11 protein-coding genes are annotated in these 21,213 nt (G+C 34.7%); 5 read left to right on the top strand and 6 right to left on the bottom strand.

Annotated features, from left to right (window positions below; translation table 11 throughout):
* Positions 1-36: 36 nt before the first annotated feature.
* From GKC53_03025 to rimP, 5 genes are all read right to left on the bottom strand, one after another.
* The gene (locus tag GKC53_03025) at positions 37-1,329 is read right to left on the bottom strand and encodes a DEAD/DEAH box helicase (protein QRN41117.1); all 1,293 of its coding nucleotides are present in this window, start codon (positions 1,327-1,329) and stop codon (positions 37-39) included.
* Positions 1,330-1,400: 71 nt separating this feature from the next.
* Entirely contained in the window at positions 1,401-1,787 is a 387-nt protein-coding gene (gene rbfA, locus GKC53_03020) for a 30S ribosome-binding factor RbfA (GenBank protein QRN41116.1), read from the bottom strand.
* Between the two features lie 74 nt (positions 1,788-1,861).
* Entirely contained in the window at positions 1,862-4,777 is a 2,916-nt protein-coding gene (gene infB / locus GKC53_03015) for a translation initiation factor IF-2 (GenBank protein QRN41115.1), read from the bottom strand.
* Positions 4,770-6,281 (bottom strand): transcription termination/antitermination protein NusA, encoded by a 1,512-nt coding sequence (gene nusA / locus GKC53_03010; GenBank protein QRN41114.1) that lies wholly within the window; start codon positions 6,279-6,281, stop codon positions 4,770-4,772. Before nusA ends, infB begins: the two co-directional genes overlap by 8 nt.
* 33 nt (positions 6,282-6,314) lie before the next feature.
* Positions 6,315-6,749, bottom strand: coding sequence for a ribosome maturation factor RimP (gene rimP / locus GKC53_03005; GenBank protein ID QRN41113.1), 435 nt, complete (start codon positions 6,747-6,749; stop codon positions 6,315-6,317).
* 203 nt (positions 6,750-6,952) lie between these two features.
* Here rimP and serC point away from each other — a divergent pair, with 203 nt between their 5' ends.
* Both serC and GKC53_02995 read left to right on the top strand, forming a co-directional pair.
* Positions 6,953-8,065, top strand: coding sequence for a phosphoserine transaminase (serC, locus tag GKC53_03000; GenBank protein QRN41112.1), 1,113 nt, complete (start codon positions 6,953-6,955; stop codon positions 8,063-8,065).
* A gap of 444 nt (positions 8,066-8,509) precedes the next feature.
* The gene (locus GKC53_02995; protein QRN41111.1) at positions 8,510-8,725 is read left to right on the top strand and encodes a hypothetical protein; all 216 of its coding nucleotides are present in this window, start codon (positions 8,510-8,512) and stop codon (positions 8,723-8,725) included.
* A 170-nt stretch (positions 8,726-8,895) separates the two neighbouring features.
* On the opposite strand, the gene GKC53_02990 is transcribed toward GKC53_02995, so the two are convergent.
* Positions 8,896-9,648, bottom strand: coding sequence for an META domain-containing protein (locus GKC53_02990; GenBank protein QRN41110.1), 753 nt, complete (start codon positions 9,646-9,648; stop codon positions 8,896-8,898).
* 756 nt (positions 9,649-10,404) lie between these two features.
* Here GKC53_02990 and GKC53_02985 point away from each other — a divergent pair.
* The 3 genes from GKC53_02985 to GKC53_02975 all read left to right on the top strand — a co-directional run bounded on the left by GKC53_02985 (position 10,405) and on the right by GKC53_02975 (position 21,132).
* Entirely contained in the window at positions 10,405-11,790 is a 1,386-nt protein-coding gene (locus GKC53_02985; protein QRN41109.1) for an FAD-binding protein, read from the top strand.
* A gap of 838 nt (positions 11,791-12,628) precedes the next feature.
* Positions 12,629-14,284: an FAD-binding protein gene (locus tag GKC53_02980; protein ID QRN41108.1), complete on the top strand. Its 1,656-nt coding sequence runs from the start codon at positions 12,629-12,631 to the stop codon at positions 14,282-14,284.
* A 1,541-nt stretch (positions 14,285-15,825) separates the two neighbouring features.
* Complete coding sequence (locus tag GKC53_02975) at positions 15,826-21,132, top strand: autotransporter domain-containing protein (protein QRN41107.1); 5,307 nt, start codon at positions 15,826-15,828, stop codon at positions 21,130-21,132.
* The last annotated feature ends 81 nt before the right edge of the window (positions 21,133-21,213 follow it).

The raw sequence follows: 21,213 nt of genomic DNA, 5'->3' as shown, positions 1-21,213 counted from the left end.
TACCACAAGTCTATTTGGTAAGTTGTGTTGGATTTATTAATTGGTAGTATTTCGAACCTTGAAAGTATTTTTTTTAGTAGCAGCTGTTTTTCTGTTTAAAGTATTTGGAGGCTCAGTTCTATTTCCAGACCGTTTTTTAAAATTGTGTCGAGCTTTTTTAAAATCTGATTTATTAGGATTTCTGACTGGTTCCATTCCTTCGATAGATACAACTTTGATGGGATGTTGGATTAATTTTTCTATTTTATGAACCTGAGGGGTTTCGTCAACCATGGCGAATGTAATTGCAATACCATCCTTACCAGCCCTACCTGTTCTACCAATACGATGGATATAATCTTCTGGTTGTTTTGGTAAGTCAAAATTAATTACGTGAGTGATGGTTGCAATATCAATTCCTCTAGCAGCTACATCAGTAGCAATTAAATAATCAATTTGTTTGCGTTGTAATTTTTTAATAGCTTGAATTCTTTGATTTTGTGCCATATCACCATTCAAGCATAAAACTTTGTGTTTTTTTTGTGCTAAATTTTTGGCCAAGTCTTCGCTTAAGTGCTTAGTAGCCGTAAAAATGACAGCTTGATAAATAGCAGGATCCATTAATAGATACTCTAAAATCTGGATTTTATGTTTTAAGTTATTGGTGTAGTAAAGTAGCTCAGAGATATTACCCATATTGATAGACCGTTCTACTTCTATATGTAGTGCATTATGAGTAATTTGTTCTGCTAATTTCTTTGTGTTTTTATCTAATGTTGCCGAAAATAGAAGAGTTTGTCGTGAATTTGGTAATTGCTGAGATATTTTTTGAATGTCTTTTAGAAAACCCATATCTAACATACGATCAGCTTCGTCTAATGCTAAATACTCTACTCGATTAAATTGTATATGGCCTTGATTCATTAAATCAATTAAACGACCTGGTGTGGCTATGAGTAAATCCAAAGGTTTAGATAACGATTCAATTTGTTTACGATATGGAGTTCCTCCAATAAGGGTGGTATATCTAAACCATTTAATTTTTTTAGTCAATATAGCAACATTTTTTTCAATTTGTTTAACGAGTTCCCGAGTTGGTGCCAGAATCAATATTCTGGGTCCATTACCTTTTTCCTGACTCCTGCGTGTCATAATTCCATTTAAAGTAGGGATTAAAAAAGCTAATGTTTTCCCGCTACCCGTTTGTGCACATACTGTTAGATCGCTACCCTGTAAAGCAGTGGGGATGGCCTTTAGCTGTACAGGTGTAGGAAATCTGATCCCCATAAAGCTTAATGCACTAAATAACTGGGTATTTAAAGAAAATTGAGAAAATTGATTAGTTGTCATTGTAAGATGGTATCCATTAGTTTTTCACAAAACCAAAAAATCAGAAATATTATTTTGTATTTTGTTTTTTCTTAAATATGCGAAATATGTTCAGATTGGTCTTCTTTTTTATCTTGCTGATTAATTTTATCAATCAAATTAGAAATATTGGCACCACGTTCAATACTAGTATCGTACTTAAACGATAAATTAGGAACTTGATATATAGTTAAGCGTTTCGCAAGCGATGAACGGATAAATCCTTTAGAACTTTCCAGTGCTTCTTGAGTAGAAATTCTATCTTTATCTTCCAGTACTGTATAGTGAATAGTGGCATTTTTTAAATCTTTGCTCACATCAGTGCCAGTCACAGTAACATAACCTAATCTAGGATCTTTTACTTCTTTATAAATAATATCGGCAACATCTTTAAAAATTTGCTCTTCCAGACGACTTGCCCTAGTAAAATTTTTCGTCATTTCTTTTCCTTATTGATTAAGTAAAAATTATCTTAGTTAGAATAATTAGATCATAAAATAGTAGTGATGATAAATTATAAACTTCTTTCTACTTCGATGATTTCAAATATTTCCAATTGATCTGCTTCTTGAATATCATTATAGTTTTTAATAGTTAGACCACACTCAAACCCTTGTTTTACTTCTTTAACATCGTCTTTATATCGTTTTAGAGAATCAATTTCACCTGTATGAATAACAACATTGTTTCTTAGTACCCTAACATTTGATTGTATTTTAACCAGTCCTTCTAAGACCATACATCCTGCAATGTTACCCACTTTTGAAATAGAAATAACCTGACGAATTTCAACTAAGCCCAATATTTGTTCTTTTTCTTCAGGAGATAACATACCGGACATAGCTGCTTTAATATCATTGATGGCATTGTAGATAATATTATAATACCGTATATCTACACCTTCATTCTCGGCTAATTTTCTTGCATTAGCATCAGCTCTAACGTTAAAAGCAATAATAATAGCATTGGAAGCAATGGCGAGGTTAATATCAGATTCTGTAATTCCACCTACTCCTTCATGGATAACAGAAACCTTAACTTCATCCGTAGACAACTGTTTTAAACTACCAGATAAAGCTTCATAAGAACCTTGCACATCAGATTTAACAATAATTGTTAAGTTTTGCACCTCCCCAGAATTGATATGACTAAACAAGTTTTCTAGTTTGCTGGCTTCTTGTTTAGCTAATTTTACATCACGATATTTTCCTTGACGGAACATGGCGATTTCTCTAGCTTTTTTCTCATCCAGTAACACAATTGTATCATCGCCAGAATGAGGTACTTCAGATAAACCCAGCACCTCTACAGGGGTAGAAGGGCCTGCTTCCTTAATTTCTTTACCCAGCTCATTGTACATTGCACGTACTTTTCCATAGGCATTCCCTGCTAATAGCATATCACCCTTTTTCAGTGTTCCTGATTGAATTAAAAGTGTTACCACTGGTCCTCTTCCTTTATCAAGACGAGATTCAATCACAACACCTTTGGCAGGGGCATCCACTTGAGCTTTTAATTCAAGTATTTCAGCCTCCAGTAGAACAGCATCTAATAATTTTTCAATATTGGTTCCTTTTTTAGCTGAAATATCCACAAATTGATTTTCTCCACCCCATACATCAGGAATCACTTTATGGTTGGTTAGTTCTTGACGAATTCTTTCTGGATTAGCAGAGTCTTTGTCAATTTTATTAACTGCTACGACAATAGGGACACCTGCAGCTTTAGAGTGATGTATGGCTTCTATTGTTTGTGGCATAACACCATCATCAGCAGCAACAACTAAGATAACTATATCAGTTGACTTAGCACCTCTAGCGCGAATTTGAGTAAATGCAGCATGTCCAGGGGTGTCTAGAAAAGTAATACAGCCTTTAGAAGTAGAGACACTATAAGCACCAATATGCTGTGTAATACCACCTGCCTCACCTGAAACTACTTTTGTACGGCGAATATAGTCTAATAGTGAGGTTTTTCCATGATCAACATGTCCCATCACTGTTACCACGGGAGCTCTTGGTAGTTCTGGTGCATTGTATAATTCTTGGTGCTCTTCTAAGAAGGTTTCTGGATCATCCATCTTGGCCACAATCCCTTTATGTCCCATTTCTTCGACAACGATCAAGGCAGTTTCCTGATCTAAAGATTGGTTAATAGTAACCATTACACCCATTTGCATTAAAGTTTTAATTACTTCAACAGATTTGACTGACATTTTTTTAGCTAACTCTGCTACTGTGATCGTTTCGGGTACCATAACTTCATAAATAGTTGGTTCGGTAGGTGCTTGGAATGCATGTTTATTTTCTTCTTGGAACTTAGCTTGCTTTTTATTTCCTTTTTTTGACGAATGCCATTTTACTTGACCATCATCTTGACTTAAAACGGTTTCATTACGATTACGACCTTTTGTTCTTGTTTTAGACTTTGGATGACGTGAGTCATCATCTTTAGCATCTGAACGTGAATTTTTTGGCCTATTTTTTCTTAAGGTTGTTTGTGTTTCACCGGTAGAGGATGATGACTCATTATATTTAACTTTTGCTTCTTTTAATTGAATCTGAGCTTCTTTTTTCTTATGCAATTCCTCGTTTTGCTTTGCTAACTCGTTTTGCTTTGCTAACTCGTTTTGCTTTGCTAACTCGTTTTGCTTTGCTAACTCGTTTTGCTTTGCTAACTCGTTTTGCTTTGCTAACTCGTTTTGCTTTGCTAACTCCCTTTGTTTTGCCAACTCATTTTTCTTTGCTAACTCCTTTTGTTTTGCTAACTCCTTTTTCCTTGCTAGTTCTTTTTGATAGAATCTAAGCTGTTCGGCACGTTTACGTTCTTCATTTCGCTCTGCGATCTCTTCGGGGCTCAGGATGTGCTCTGGACTGATTGGAGGGACTAATGGCGTTACTTCTCTGTCGGGATTTATTTGTGCCTCATCATTTGATTTATCCATTTGAATACACGATTCAGAAGAAGATTCCTCTTGATGATTATTTTCTGGAGTGTTTTGAGTGTTTAAATTATCTGTTTTTATTACTTTTTCTGTTAGAGTATCTGGTTTTTCAGAAGATTTTTCAGTATGTAAGATCATATTCTCATTTTTATCAATCTTTTTATTGATTGATAGTTGTTTTTTCTCAGCTTCTGAGTTTTGACTAAGTTCATCAGGAATTTGAATTCTTCTTCTGCGTCGGGTTTCTACTTGAACTCCAGCAATAGTACTATGTTCTGTTTTTTTACGAGTTATAACTAGCTTTTTTTTAGAAGCTTGTATTTTGTTTGCAGACTGCAAGCTATTTAACAAAGCTTTTTTATCGTTTTCTGTAATAACATAACTCTCAGAATTGACCTTTATACCAATAGATTGAAATTGATCAATTAATTCACTTTCAGGTACATTGAGCTGTTCTGCAAAGTTTTTTAAGGTATCTTTACTCATTAGCACCTCCTTCTTTAGATGTTTTTTCAAACCAATGTGATCTTGCCTCTAGGATTAATTGGCTAGCTTGTTCTGAAGTTAAGTCAGTAAACTCTCTTAATTCAGGAGCTGATAGTTCTGCAAAATCATCAAGTGTTAAAATGTTATGGTCAATTAAATTTTTTAATAGGGATTCATTCATACCAGCAAGATTTTTAAGTTTTGAGTCTATATCTCTTAATTTTTCTTCTATAGCAATAGCTTGCATTAATACTGCATTTCTTGCTCTGGTACGTAAATCACTAATTAGTTCCTCATCAAATTCTTCTATTTCTTGCAATTCTTCTATTGGAACGTAGGCAATTTCTTCTAGAGAAATGAAACCTTCCTGAACTAGGATATCAGCAATTTCCTCATCGATATCAAGACTATTCATAAATTTTTCTTTCAATTCTTCATCTTGAGTTTGATGAACATGTTCAGCCTCGTCTACGGTCAAAATCTTGAGATTCCAACCTGTTAGTTTTGAAGCCAGTCTAACATTTTGACTCCCTCTACCGATTGCAATAGCTATCTGATCCTCTGCCACAACAACGTCAACACTATGTTTGTCTTCATCAATTAAAATTCTAGTAACTTCTGTAGGCGATAATGCATTCATGATAAATTGAGCAGGTTCAGGAGACCATAGGACAACATCTATGCGTTCCCCATTTAAAGCGTCAGAAACATTATTGACGCGAGATCCTCGCACACCTATACAGGTACCTTGGGGATCTATTCTTGGATCATTAGATTTAACAGCGATCTTGGCTCTCATACCAGGATCTCTCGCTACTTCTTTAATTTCTATTGATCCTTCTTCTATTTCTGGGACTTCCATCTCAAAAAGATGAATCAAAAACTCTTTAGAAGTTCGAGTTAAAATGATTTCTGGGCGATTGCTTCTTTGTTCTATTTTTAATAAGTAAGCACGAATTCTATCCCCAACTCTAAGATTTTCCCTTGGTATCATTTGATCTCTAGGCAATAGTGCTTCTAGTTTTCCAATTTCAACAATGACACCCTGTCTATCCATACGTTTTACTGTGCCAGAAATTAGGCTTTCTTTTCTTTGCAGAAATTCATTAAGTATCTGTTCTTTTTCGGCATCACGAATACGTTGTAGAATGATTCTTTTAGCTGTTTGAGCCCCAATTCTACCGAAGTCGACCTCAGGTACAGGTTCTGTATAATAATCCCCCTTTTGCAGAGTGGTATCAGGATCTGTTTCTTGGAGTTCCTCTAACGTTTTTTCAAGAGATGGTGTAGTGTAGTCTAAGTCATCAACTACTAACCAACGACGGGTAACATCGTAATTCCCCGTTTCTTTATCGATTTTTACATGAATATCAACATTATCAAGCCCCAGTTTTTTGCGTGCAGCGCCAGCCAACGCAAATTCAACTGCTTCAAATACAGTTTCGTTATCCACATTTTTTTCACTGGCTAGTGCATTGATTAATAGTAATATTTCACGACTCATTGTAGAGTATCCTCCATTAAAGGTTTGTTGTGTTTAAATTTTAGGTTTTAAACGAGCTTTTTTTATGTTATTGAAATCAATGGTTATGGTCGAATTATGTTGTTCAGAAAGTAAAGTTAATTTCTCCCCATCAAAGCTTAAAATTCGACCAGTGAATTTTTTTTGCTGATCAATTGGCAAATGGGTTTTTATATCAACCAAATGGTCAATGAATCTTGAAAAATCACTCACTTTTTTTAAAACCCTATCTAAACCAGGACTTGATATTTCAAGCGTTTTGTAATCAATATTTTCAACTGTGAGAATTCGGTTTAGATGATTACTTACGTAAGCACAATCATCTATCGATATACCTTGAGGTTTATCGATATATATTCTCAATATGCCATTAGATGTTTGTTCGATATCTACGCACTCGTAACCAAGACCTGATAAGCAAGTACTAACCAAATTTTCAATATTCTTCATATTCTTTATAATAACCATAAAAAAATGGGCAACCGCCCATTTTCTGAATTATATAGTATTTAAAATGAAAGATAAATAGCTGTTAGGTAAATCTTGACTAAATTTTTATCGTAAATAAACCCAAATAGTAGAAGTAGAATTTGATTGCTGATAGAAAAGAAGGCCTATAGAATTGGTTATTATATTGAGGAATGGGAATACACATGGCATTAAGTGAAGTATTTAATTTTTCGGCTGGGCCAGCGACTTTGCCACGGGAAGTATTATTAACTGTACAGAATGAATTGTTGGATTATCGAGGAACAGGATTATCAGTAATGACAGTCAGTCACCGTAGCAATACCTTTTTAGATATTCTACATCAAGCTGAAAGTGACTTATCCCAACTGTTAGGTGTTCCTGATGATTACGCCATTTTGTTTTTACAAGGTGGTGCTAGCTTACGGTTTACGGATATTGTTTGCAATTTGTCACTATCACAAAAGCGTCAATTAGGATGTGTTGTATCTGGCAACTGGAGTAAAATTGCGTATCAACAAATGTCTAAAATAAAACTTGTATCCACTAAGTTGATCGCAAACAGTGAGCAGGATGGATACTATGTCGATGTTCCTTTACAAAAAGATTGGTTAGTCAATTTACCTTTAGATTTCATTCATTTTACTAGTAATGAAACAGTGCATGGTGTGCAATACCAAACATTACCCCATCGAATCAACGTGGACTATCCATTATTGGTATGTGATATGTCAAGTGACTTTTTGTCTAGACGAATTAAGGTACGAGATTATGCACTAATTTATGCTGGTGCTCAGAAAAATATTGGTCCGTCTGGGGTTACAGTGGTTATAGTACAAAAAGACTTATTGAGTAGGGCACCTGATACAATTCCTGATGTATTAAATTATCAATCTCATTTTAATAAAAATGGAATGTATAACACACCAAATACTTTTGGTACTTATGTTTGCGGTCTAGTTATGAAATGGCTACTCCAGAGAGGAGGGTTATCTAAAATGGAGGAAATCAATACTGAGAAGGCAAAGCTTTTGTATTCAACAATTGATGAGAGTAATGGCTTTTACTCTAATCATGTTTGTAAATCAGCACGTTCAAAAATGAACGTTGTATTTTATACGCCCAATGAACAGTTAGATGCACTTTTTATTGAAGAAGCTACTAAAAATAACTTAAAATTTCTGAAAGGTTATAAGAGTATGGGAGGTATGAGGGCTAGTATCTATAATGCGATGCCTCTAAAAGGAGTGCAATTATTATCAGAGTTTATGCAAGACTTTCAGCGACGTTATGGATAATTTGATTTTAATGACTTTTTTGTTAAGCTGGAAATAACATAAAAAGGAATAAATCATAGTAAAAAAATAATCAAAGAACATACTTCAATTTTAGCGAAATGTTCAATGTTCCTGAAATTTAAAGATGTGATCAAAGCTTTTACTCGAAAATACTATAACCCTAAAAATAATATTTTTGAAAAAAACAAGCTTGTCTTTGGCGTGAATAAAAATTTTAAGAAAAATTTTATCTTGACAAAAAAAATTAACAATCAACGCTATAGCATCAGCTTAGGTGGATATGGATAGCAAGTATTATTTTTTCGAGAAACTGCAATGGCCTTTTTTATTTTTGATTATTTGTGTCTTCATTAGCTTTAGCCGATATCGCAGGGATGAGATATGTGTAATAGAGTGCTCCTGTAGCAATGTCATTAGGCAATGGTATTGCGGCCAGAGATACAGATGAAAATCTATATGGGTTGTGCGAAGCTTATTTTTAGTGTTGGCTTAGCGGGGTGCGATTTACTAAAATACCTATTGCTTGGGGGAAGTGGTTCTGGGAAAGGAAAAATAATTTTGATTATTGCCAGACAACTAATCCAAAATTTGGACAGAATCGTTGTCATTTTCAACCGAAAAATTGATAGTTTTTTTAGTTGTTCGATACGATTATGGTGAACAAATCAATTACATTCATTCTCTTAAACGCCTAGAGAGATGTAATTAATTGATTTGTTCATCTATTGAGCTAGAATTGAGCTATAACATCTTTTCTGGGATATTTTCTACAAGTTTTGACTCAACCGTTTTTTTTTTAAGCATTATATTACTCTCAAAAATTTTTGGTATTATTTCATTTGTTCTTTTATTAAAGGTTCCTGTTCTACCCGCATGTCAAATACATATATTTTTTCTATACCCTTAGTAGGGTACTGTTTAACACGTACAATTTCCCTGACATTGGGTTTTTTAATATAGTTTTTAATGTCGGGTAAACCTGGTCTCCACTCACTATATTCTTTATTATATTTTTCATCATAAGTTACAAAACGGTATTGATAGCATTTTTCATTACTTTTGCAATGACTATTTTTTTTAGTACTGATTTCTATAAAAATTGTTTCAAAATCATTGCCATATAACACTTCATCATTTGGATAGCCATTTAGAGTTAATAGTTCATTCTGACTGTTTTTTAAAGTTAGTATAAGTTTATTGTCTATTTTTTTTATGCGATATTCAATGGTATTTTGCGCAAAAAAATTGCTAACCAATTGATCTTGTTTCATTAGTTCTTTATTACAGGCCATCCTGGTTGATGCTACTGAGTTTGTTTTAAAGTTTTCTTTGGTCAGTAGAATACCAGACATAAAATTATTACAACCACCTGAGAAATTTATTTTATTGTTGTCGAATGTAACCTGTATGTTAGTATTATTGAGTTCTGGGAGTATTCGATTTGTTTTATCTCTGATATTGATGAGATGCCAATTGTAATCGGTTATGTTGATGTCGTTAAAGTTAATTTTATCTGAGTTATTGGATGAACAAGCAACTAACGTAACCGCTACAAAAGGTAGTAAAAGTAATTTATTTTTCATGTCTATTTCCTTTGTTTTATTTTTGAAACCTATTCTATATTTAATGAGCAGACTTTAAATTTATTGTTTATTTTTTTGGATCGTTTACTTTTTTTTTAAAGAGTAAACTTTCCAGAATATTGTCTTTCATATGCCCGAGAATTAATTAAGATCAAAAAAATGAGGTACTCATTAATCTTTATATCATTTGGTTTAGAATCACAAACTATACATAGTGTATGGGTAACCGTATAGTGTGATTCATTTTTTTATTAAAAGTTCAAATCAATTACTCATGGGTATCATTTGAAAAAACTAATAAAAAAACAGTAAGAATATGAAAAAAATTGGATTAGGAGACCTGGTGGCCAAGAAAGTACTAACATAGTTCAATTGGTTGACTGATTTTTTGATGAAAAATAATTTTTCTTAATGCTCATCAAATAGGTAATTTTAGTCAGATTGATTATTTGAAAGTTATGAATTGATGAAGGGTTAAAGTTTAAATACTGAACTTAATCTAAGATGAGTATCTTAGCGCATGATCTAGACAAGTAATTGTCTAGATGAAAATACTATCAATTGGTTGCTGTAAATCATAGTACTTGACTGATTCAGAATCAAAATATCATAGAATTACAAAAAAAGATTAATGTAAGAATATCAAAATTATTGGTTTTATTGAACTAACTTAGCTTACAATACAGTTTAGGTCACCAAGTCGATCCAAAATCCTTTTACCATTTAACACTATGTTAAACTTGTTTGGGAATAGTTATGCAAATTATCTCACTTTTTCGAGAAGTATTAGAACCAGATGAACTTATTTTAGATGATATTAAAATGGCAACCTATACCATTGATTGGAGAAAACGTTATCAAGCTTCTTGTCATTGTGTATTGCGCCCTAAGTCACTAGGAAGTTTGCAAAAAATAATGCAAATTGCCTATGATAATTGTATTACAGTTACACCCCAGGGTGGAAATACCAGTATGTGTGGTGCAAGTATTCCTAGTATTGAAAATAGCGTTATTGTTATTTTGGAGCGAATTTCAAAGATTCGTTCACTTAACACTTTGGATAGAACAGTAACAGCTGAAGCTGGTATAGTATTGGCTAATTTACGATCATTTGTTAGGGAGGCAGGGTTTTATTTCCCTTTGAGTTTAGCCAGTGAATCTTCTTGTCAAATTGGGGGTACTATTGCTTGTAATGCTGGTGGATTAAATGTTTTGAGGTATGGAACCATGCGAGATTTGGTGTTAGGATTGGAAGTTATTTTACCTAATGGACATTTGATAAGTCATTTATCTGGTTTGCATAAAAATACTACTGGGCTAGACACTAAACAGTTGTGGATTGGTAGTGAAGGTACTTTGGGGATTATTACTGCGGCAACTTTAAAAATTTATCCACAGGTTAATGAGAGAATGACCTTTTTAATTGCTTGTGATGAAATAAGCCAAGTTTTATTCTTATTACAAAAGTTTCAGTTTGAATATATGTCTGAATTAACTAGTTTTGAATATATGAGTTTGCCTGTTTTTCAGTTATCTCAAAACTATAGTGGTATTTGTTTTGGTTTATCCGGTCAGCATTTTGTTTTGTGTGAATTAAGTTTCGATGATAAGAAAAGGTTTGATAAAGATTTATTATTGGAACAATTATTATTATTAGGTTTTTCTAATACCATTGTTGCCTGTTCTGATAAAGAATCACAAAGAATGTGGCAAGTAAGAGAAAATATTTCTGAGGCTCAAAAAAATACCTTAGGCATTTCAATTAAACATGATATTGCAGTACCAATTAGCTCTTTACAAAGATTTATAGAAAATACAGAGATGAAAGTCAAATCGGAATTTCCTGATGCTACTATTTTGTTGTTTGGTCATTTGGGTGATGGAAGTTTGCATTACAATGTATCTTTGGCAAGAGATCGTACCAACGGTGTCTATCAATTTGAAGAGCAGCTAAACCGGTTGGTGTATACGGAGGTTATTAAGCATTCAGGAACGATAGCAGCAGAACATGGGATAGGTCAGCTCAAAAAGAAATGGTTATCTTTAGTGAGGACAGAACAAGAAATCCAGATAATGAGCGCTTTAAAAAAGGCTATCGATCCTAAGAATATCATGAACCCTGGAAAAATAATACCTGATTAATTTTTTAAAATTATTTTTTTGTTAGAACAATATAGTCAAAACTACTAAAGCATTGATTATTTGATGCATTGTTGTCAGTATATCTTGAAATGAAGTGTATACTGCTTCATGGTAATGAAGCTTTAGGAGTGTTCAAGATTGGCTAGATTCAAGATGCCTTAAATAGCTTATTCTAAAATGCCTTGTTGTTTTATTTACCCACAGGAATTTTTTGGATATGACAGACTGTTTTAGTTTCCTAAACAATAGTGTTTTTTCAAGTCAATATTTGAAAATAGATTTGAACAATAATGTTAGTGATTAAGATTGCAAAATAAAAGGTTACCGGGTATGTTTTTGATGATCGTATTAAATTACCTGATATTTACTTAGTTTGGAACATGATTCCATGTTTTTAGAGTAGAGTATTGGTTAAAAGTGATAAGATAAGCTGGGTAATCCTTAGAATAGCTGTTGTTGTGGTATTCTACTTTAGTTTTTTTTTGGGGGGGGGGTTGAAGTGGGATCTTAAATACGAATAATAATTTTATTTGACTGAGCAAAAAATTTGTGGGGAGTGATGTTGATTAGTTGCTTTTGTCTCTGATGGCACCGAATGTTTCTGTAGTATATTTTAGGAATAGATTGTTGCCTAAGATTAAACTAATTTGGATTAGATATGTGTTCATAGCTCGTTAATGATATTAGGGAGTGCTGCTCTAAATTGTTTAAAACTAGATTACTATTATATTGAGAGTCTAATTTTTGTTGTGGTACCCTATGCTGGAGGTATAAATTAATTACGTTGTAGACATACAATATCTATGTAAGCAACTGTATATAATAAGGAAAAAAACACATGGGTCAAGATATTATTAGAGATAGTATGCAATTCGATGTAGTTGTTGTGGGTGCGGGTCCTGCTGGGCTGAGTGCAGCGATTCGTTTAAAACAATTAGCACAAGAGCAAGATAGAGAAATTACTATTTGTATTGTAGAAAAGGGTTCAGAAGTGGGGGGGCACATCATATCGGGTGCCGTTATGGATCCTAAGGCTATTACTGAGCTCATTCCTAACTGGAAAGATTTAGGTGCGCCATTAACTTGTGAGGTTAAACAAGACCGTTTAATGTTTTTAACAAAAAACAAAGCTTTTAAATTGCCGACACCACCTGCTTTCCGTAATAAAAATAATTATATTATTAGCCTTAGTTTAGTTTGCAAATGGCTAGCAGAACAAGCTGAAAATATGGGGGTGGAAATCTACCCAGGTTTTTCAGCAACTGAAATCTTATACCATAAAGATGGTACTGTTAAAGGAATTTTGACTGGTGATATGGGTGTTGGTGTCGATGGGAAGCCGACTGATGCCTATCAACCAGGAATGGAGTTATTGGCACAGCAAACTATTTTTTCAGAGGGGTGTAGAGGAAATTTAACCAAAACTTTATTAAAAAAATTTAATTTAGATAAAGATTCTGACCTTCAAACTTATGGGATAGGCATCAAAGAAATATGGGAAGTGTCTGAAGAAGTACATCAAGAGGGTCTTGTGATGCATACAATTGGTTGGCCACTGCCTATGAGTGTTTATGGTGGTTCCTTTATGTACCATATGCAGAATAACAAGATTTATATTGGTTATATAGTAGGTTTGGATTATAACAATCCTTATATGTCCCCTTTTGATGAGTTTCAAAGATATAAGTTACATCCCGAAATTAAAAAATATCTACAAGGTGGCCGTAGAATATCATATGGTGCCAGAGCTATTAATGAAGGTGGCTTTCAAAGTCTTCCTAAGTTAAGTTTTCCTGGTGGTGTTTTAGTTGGAGATACTGCTGGTTTTTTGAATGTGCCGAGGATGAAAGGTTCTCATATGGCTATTAAGTCAGGTATGTTAGCTGCTGAAGCTGTATGGGATGTGCTAGAGCCTTCAAGAGAGTCTTATACTACCTCTCAAGAAGCGATATCTTATCAGAAATTATTTGAGCAAAGTTGGCTATACGATGAATTGAAAGCGGTGCGTAATTATCGTCCGGCATTTAAATGGACTTTATGGCCTGCTATGGTATATAGTGGACTGGAGGATTATGTTTTGAAAGGTAGAGGTCCATGGACAATCAAACATTACAAAGCAGACAATGAGAGACTGTTACCTAAAGATAAGGCGAAAAAAATAGATTACGCTAAACCTGACGGTAAGGTTAGTTTTGATCGTTTGTCGAGTATATTTTTATCTGGTACTAATCATGAAGAAAATCAGCCATGCCATTTGAAATTAACCAATCCAAATGTGGCTATTTCAGTTAATCATGAGCTTTATGACTCTCCAGAAACACGCTATTGTCCTGCTGGTGTGTATGAAATTATAGAAAAACAGGGAAAACCGTATTTACAGATCAATGCTCAAAATTGCTTGCATTGTAAAACATGCGATATTAAAGATCCAACACAAAATATCATATGGACTTGTCCAGAAGGGGGAGGTGGGCCTAACTATTCTGCGATGTAGTTATCATTTTTGGTTGACAGTACTTCAAGGGGAATTACCATTAAGTTGAGTCTTATGGGCTGTTCTAACATAACATGTTATGGTATCGAGTTGTGTAATTAGGTTAAGATTCTTTTTGATAACTATTAATTTAAAAATTAGGTATATGTATTATTAATGGTTGGGTCAAGGGTAGCAAGTGTAAGCTAAAACGAGTTTGTTTATTATTAGCATTTAATTCTGTTGTATCATTGGTATTGACTCAAAAAAGTAAGTTTACCTAATTTCAGGAATAAGGGGTTCTTGTTTGAATATGGAGTAAGTTATCGATCCCATTAATAAAATCTGTATATGCCTATTACATGCCTTCTCAATCTGAAGAGCCTCAAAGGTTATTAACCATGTAAATCCTGTAAAGAATTTTTTTATACGGGTTATTGTTACAGGGGTATTGTAAGTTAGTTTACTTCTTCCAGGTTTTATTGGTGATGATAGTTTCAAGCTTTATATTCCCTAATTGATAGATTTGATACCAATATCTGTATAATGTTAGAGGTGAGATTTGTTTTAGTGGTAGGTTCCTGCATTGATGACTAATTTAGAATTGAGTACTAGTAGAGTGTAGCCACTTTACTTATATTTAATTATCACTCGCACTAAATTCTTTTACATTTAATTTCAATAACTGGTGCTTCATGTCTTGAATACTCTTGGATTTATACTTAATTCTCACTAAGTTCAAGTATTTTATCCCAAGTTCATTGTCTTCATGAGGACTCATTAATTTCTAGGTGTTTTGTTGGATCTGCCATAAACTTAGATTTATGCCTTACTAATAAGCATCATTAAACACTTTTAAGTTGCTGGTTGGTCACGAAAGCTTAAGATAATTTTCATAAAAGATTCTGCAAAGTATCATTGATTTTATCAAATGGTGGTGATATTCAATTAAGAAATAAATCATTTGGTTAAGGACGTTAGTTATAGCCAGATATGCTTATTGTTCAATTTTAGGTTGGGTAAAAGTCTCAGGATTAGAATACCAGTAAATTACAGTTTGACAAGATAAAACAGCAACAATTCTATTCCACTTGATCTAGTGTATCATTATTACAAATTTGATAAAAAAATAATATTTCGGTACTAAGGATTAAATAGAATTAATTTATTATTGTTGCTTTTTTTATACATATTCTTTACTGGATTTGGTGAGCATAACTTTAGAAAGTATATAATTATATTATTGTTTTAATTAATATATAAAGCTAAAATTTGCTGGTAGTATTTATGTTTATATCAATATTAGAGAGACTAACAGTGAGACAAAATATTGAAGTCATTTGAGTAATGCATTTTATTATTGTATACTTAAAGCAACAGTGTAATTTTAACCGCATAGTTATGTCTATAACTGTGGTTGATATTTTGTGGTCTGAAAAAAAAAAGGGGGCAGTGATTTAGGTGGCTATTTAGAAAATAATTAGTTGTTTGCAGGCAATTGATTTTTACATCTTAGATGGCTTAAAAAAAATAAGTGTTAACTAAAATTTAGGAGTCATAAAGTGCAAAAATTTAAAAAGAAATATCTAGGTGTGTTGGTATTGTCTTATGTTGCAAGCATAGCATCAGCACAATCAGTTTCTTCGATCTCCCCCTATAATGTAGCAATGTCAGGTGATGACGGGCAGGGAAGTGTTCATCCAACCCCAACCTATGAGCAACCAGTTTCTGATGAACCAGTTTATGAGGAAGCATATGCTCAAGATGTTGCTGTTGAAGGTTGTTGTAGTAACGTTGGTGGAATCTTATCCAGTGTATTGCAAGCAGGTTTATTTTTAACAGGTATCATTAATGATAAAGATAATAATAGAAGTTTAGCAAAATTAACTGATATGATTAAGCCGGATGGTTATTACGCTGGGTTTGAGATTTTTGCTGATGCGATTCAGCCTAGGTTTCCTTCTGTACGGTCGTTAGTATCATTGGCACCATTTTCTGCTATATCTAAATTACCAGCATCTGTGGTTCCACCAACTATCGTTAGTAGTTCTGAAGCATTGAGTTCTTTGCTACCTTCATTGTCTACGATACCTTCTTCTATTGGTGTTTCAGTTAGTGGGCCTTTATCTACATTAAGTGGTTTATCCGCTTTGGCTCCTTTGGCTCCTTTGGCTTCCATTTCTAGTATTGTGCCAAGTTCTGCTTCTATTCCAAGTGCAGTTTCGGCCTTTTCATTTTCAGTGCCAGCTAGTTCATTACTTCCTAGTGTATTACCTTTGATTTTTTCAAGTATTTTGTTGCCATCTTCATTGCCATTGAGCTTATCTGGGGTGTCTCCATTACTTACCAGTGTGCCGCAGTCAGCCTCTTCTGTACTGAGCTCATTTTCTGAAACATTCTCAATAGTATCCTCTTTAGCAAATTCATTTAGTGCTACTGTTAGTTCTCTATCATCTTCTATTTTGGGTATTCCTAGTGTGATTAGCACTTCTATTGGATTGCCGAGCACTATTTCAGCAATTATTTTAGGTTCTCCTATATCATCTAGTATCTTAACCAGTTCTTCTGCCATTACAAACTTGTCTTTATCAAGTTTGTCAAGTGTGCTTCCGTCATCAGCTCCTTTTGTCAGTTCATCAGCAGTAGTTTCGTCATCGTTAGGTTTAAGTTCGTTAGTTTCGTCTCCTGTACTTAGCTCATTGTCAACTATGCCAAGTTCATTGGGTATTAGTACTTTAAGTTCATCTTTAGTAAGTGCTGCACCTCTACTTTCGGGCAGTGTGACAAGTACTTTGGCTAGTATAAGTTCTTTTAGTGCACCTTCATCATCGTTGTCATCTATTATTTCTAGCGTACTTGGTTCAAGTGGTTTGTCATCATCTAGTTTATTGATTCCTTCTGCTACATCGTCTTTGTTGATTGGTTCGTCTTCTTTACTCCCGTCTAGTGGATTAGCTATTTCATCGATATCATCATCATTACTATTCCTATCTAGTTTTTTACCTGGCATGGTGTCTTTAGTGAGCGGTGTTTCTAGCTTGTCTGGTGCCGTATTGAGTTCATTGGCGCCATTATCAGGGCCAGTATTGGCTTCGAGCTCGTTTAGTTCTTCCTCAGTAGGGCCAATTTTGGGGGTTGCGATGATTACATCTTCAATACTTTCATTACCATTTGCTAGTTCTTCTTTGACTTTATCAAGTATCCCGTCGAATATAATTACTTCGAGCTTGATTCCTAGTTCTAGCATGAATTCAGCATTATCTGGATTGTCTTTAAGTTCGGCAGTGCCATCATCTTCGACGATTGTTGGTTCGATTTCAGCCTTGCCATTAAGTTCATCAGCTAGTTCTTCAGGTGTTTTGTCATCTACGTCTGTTAGTTCGATTGTTCCTTTGGCAGTTAGTGTTTCTTCATCATTGTCCTCAGGTTTGGTGCCAGTTGCTTCACTAGTATCTGGTTTAATTTCCAGTACAAGTAGTGTTAGTGGATTGCCATTATCGTTGTCAACACTATTGTCTAGTATTCCGGTATCATTATCTTCTTTACCTACATCTATTTCGTCATCTGTGCTTAGTGTTTCTAGTGCTCCATCTTTTTTATCTAGCACGATGTTAGCTAGTTCATCGGTGCTTTCTTCCAGTTTGGTGCCAATTTCGTCGTTGTTTCCGTTGAGTTTATTAGTTCCTGCTAGTTTGTCTAGTTCTGTGGCGTTTTCATCATTGTCTGTGGGTAGCTCATCTTTGTTGTCCACACCAATATTATCGGTCAGTTCATCTTCCTTTTTAGTATCCTCGCTACCATTAATCGTTTCTGCAATACCGAGCTTAGTTTTGGGGAGTAGTTCTGGGCCATTATCGTCTTTGCCAAGCAGTTTATCGGTTAGCTCTCTAGTGCCGGCCATGAGTTCTCAATCCAGTTCTTTTACTTCTAGTAGCTTAGGTGTGTCTACATTGAGTTTAAGTGTTCCACTATTTGTTAGTGCTTCTGTTTCATCTAGTTCATTGCCATTAAGTTCAGTTCCTTCGTCTTTGGCAGCTAGTTCGATACCTAGCTCTTTGTTGTCTGTTCCTTCTGCCATTCCTGCCTTATCGTCTAGTGCTGTGAGTTCTATTCCTTCAAGTTCTGCTTCATCTTTGTCGAGTCTACCTTTAAGTTCATTGGTTCCTGCTGTAATCACGAGTTTGTTGTCTTCTAGTTCTTTTGTGAATGTATTGAGTAGTTCGTCAGGTCCATCTCTTTCCTTGAGTAGCACTGTTTCACAGGCATTATCTAGTATACCTTCTTCTGGTGCTGGTGTATCTTCGTCTGTATTGGGGTCATCTTCATCACTTAGTGGTATTCCATCATTGCCATCTGCTGTTTCGATGTTATCAAGCAGCGTGCCAGCATTTTCACTGTCAACTAGTGCCTCAGTAAATAGTTTGATTAGTACTACATCTGCATTATTTAGTTTATCTTCACCGGTTTTATCACTGTCTAGTATTCCTGCGTCTATTTCAGGACCATTTCTTTCATCTAGCACATTACCTTCTTTATCCTCATTGCCGTTTAATTCATTGTCATCACTTAGTTCCTCAGTACCTGCTACTTCGGCACTTTCTAGTGGGGTACCTGCACTTTCTAGTGGGTTACCTAGTAGTTCTTCGTTTGTCCCATCTATGAGTTTAGGTCCATTGTCTGTAGCTTCGTCATATGTACCAATTATTTCGGGTGCAGGTGGTGCTTTATCTTGGAGAGTGTCTAACCCTAATAGTAGAATTAGTTGGAAATATGGGTTTCATGATTATAATTATGATGCTAAATATGAGGATTTTGAATTTAAAAACTTGGTGGTATTTGGTGACTCATTGTCAGACACGGGCTCGTTTGGTCGTGGGTCAGTTTATGTGGCTGATGGTAATCCGTATGTTATCTATAACTCATATTTGTCATTGGCCTTGACTGGGAAAGTAGTAACACCAGAACGTTTCGGTGGTGCTAACTATGCAATGTCTGGTGCCGTATTACGTAATGATCTTTTCGATCCAATGAGCTGGATTATTCGAAGAGATTCATTAAAGTCTCAAGTTAATCGTTATTTAGAAAGAAATGGTGGTGCTAACAAGGATGATATATTCATCTTGTGGGGTGGTGGTAACGATGTGACCGCTGATATTCAGTATGCTGTAATGAATCCTGTGAATTGGGGAACTGTATTCAATAGTGTGATGCCTAACCAACCTTATTTGAATGATAAAGCGTTGTATCCTGGTTTGTTAGCACAAAAGCTGATTGATAATGGGGCACAAGGTCCTATCCTTATTTTGAATCTACCTAGTTCTGCCTATACCTCATTTACTGGTGTTATGTTAGAAGGGCTAATGGATATAGGTATGATTACAGGTGGGACACCACTTGATATTTTTAATATTGGTGGTTGGTTAATGAAATCTCAAGATAGTTTTTTAAGAGATCCGGCTAATCGGGTTGGTAACCTCGCTGATGGTAAAGGTATTGAGTACTTCCGTGAAAATAATATCAATGCTATTCATAGTAGATACCCATTTATTCCTAGATCTTTAGTGGCTGCGTATTTTGATACTGTATTCAAGGCTCAAAATAATGTAATTTCTTGGTTTAACCAGTCAGTCAATGGTCGTATTGAACAGGTGGTAGGTGGTAATGTGGTTCAATTAGATGTTGATGGGTTATTTAGGGAAGTAATGGATAATCCACTAGCTTACGGTATTGATGAGATTTTAGTTCCAGAGTGTACAATTGGACAAGTTGCACCAAACTGTGATGAAGGGGATCGTTATTATCATGGTCATGATGGTCGCCATTATATGTACACTGACTGGCATCACCCTAGTGCTGAAATGCATAGAATAATTGCAGAATACGCAATTGCTACTGTTAACGCCCCTGCTTATATGACTGGTTTGAGCCGTTCACTAGAAATTGGTGCTAAAGCAAGACAAGATTACCTGTTAAGTGAGCTCACTCGTATTAATGCCAGGCCGTATGAGGGTCAGGGTCAGTCTTATGTATTTGGTGGATTTTCTGGAGGATATAGTAAGCAAAATCGTTCATTAAATAACCGTGCGATTGTTTATAATGGGTTGAATATTGGTTATGGATTCCGTCCAGCAGAGGGGGTTGATGTTGGCTTAATGGGGTCATTGGGTATTAGTAAAATGAAACCTCATCAAAACTTAAAGTATGATCAAAAAGACCTCGTCATTACTGGATTTGCGCAGTATTCAACTGGATCATGGTGGATTAACGGTTTAATATCAGGTGGTACTACTAAATTTGATAGCATTGGGCGTTCAATTCCTTTAGGCGAAAATGCTCGGGTTGAAAAATCTAAAACTGATGGTAAAACCTGGGGTGGTCGTATCGAAACAGGATATGAGTTTTTATTGGGTAATACTTGGGTGTTAGCACCAGTATTAGCTTATACTAGCTATCGTTATGAAGTAGGGGCGTTTGACGAAAATGGCATATCTAGTACAGCGATGAGGTTCAAAAAACAAAAACGTAATCAAGAATATGCTACTTTAGGTGTGAGGATTTCAGATGACTGTCCGGATGATTCTGCGTTTATGAGAGCTTCTATTGATATCACAGCTAATAGGAACTTGAATGATGATAAGAAGAATAAGTTAATCGGTGAGGGTGGGTTGAAGCGTTATAATACTACATTCTCTCGAGAAGCTAATCGTCTTGTGAAGAATGCTAAGAGTTGGTTTGAAATTAAACCAACAGTTCAATTTAAATTGGATAAGAATTCACGGATTACTACGTCTGTCAATTATGCGCTTGATAAGAACAAATCTAAGAGCAAGAATCTATCATACTCAGTCGGCTATAGATATGAGTTATAATTTTAGTTCTATGTGTAAAGCCCTCATTTTGTTGAGGGTTTTTTTTTATTTTTTTGCGTGTTAAAATTAAATCACTCTCTA

The organism is Neisseriaceae bacterium (genome assembly GCA_016864895.1).
Lineage (GTDB): Bacteria > Pseudomonadota > Gammaproteobacteria > Burkholderiales > Neisseriaceae > QFNR01.
This window is presented reverse-complemented; position numbering and strand designations above follow the sequence as displayed.

Excerpts from the sequence above, each read along its gene's own strand:
- GKC53_03025 (QRN41117.1), bottom strand. The coding sequence starts at position 1,329 with ATGACAACTAATCAATTTTCTCAATTTTCTTTAAATACCCAGTTATTT.
- rbfA (QRN41116.1), bottom strand. The coding sequence starts at position 1,787 with ATGACGAAAAATTTTACTAGGGCAAGTCGTCTGGAAGAGCAAATTTTT.
- infB (QRN41115.1), bottom strand. The coding sequence starts at position 4,777 with ATGAGTAAAGATACCTTAAAAAACTTTGCAGAACAGCTCAATGTACCT.
- nusA (QRN41114.1), bottom strand. The coding sequence starts at position 6,281 with ATGAGTCGTGAAATATTACTATTAATCAATGCACTAGCCAGTGAAAAA.
- rimP (QRN41113.1), bottom strand. The coding sequence starts at position 6,749 with ATGAAGAATATTGAAAATTTGGTTAGTACTTGCTTATCAGGTCTTGGT.
- serC (QRN41112.1), top strand. The coding sequence starts at position 6,953 with ATGGCATTAAGTGAAGTATTTAATTTTTCGGCTGGGCCAGCGACTTTG.
- GKC53_02995 (QRN41111.1), top strand. The coding sequence starts at position 8,510 with ATGAAAATCTATATGGGTTGTGCGAAGCTTATTTTTAGTGTTGGCTTA.
- GKC53_02990 (QRN41110.1), bottom strand. The coding sequence starts at position 9,648 with ATGAAAAATAAATTACTTTTACTACCTTTTGTAGCGGTTACGTTAGTT.
- GKC53_02985 (QRN41109.1), top strand. The coding sequence starts at position 10,405 with ATGCAAATTATCTCACTTTTTCGAGAAGTATTAGAACCAGATGAACTT.
- GKC53_02980 (QRN41108.1), top strand. The coding sequence starts at position 12,629 with ATGGGTCAAGATATTATTAGAGATAGTATGCAATTCGATGTAGTTGTT.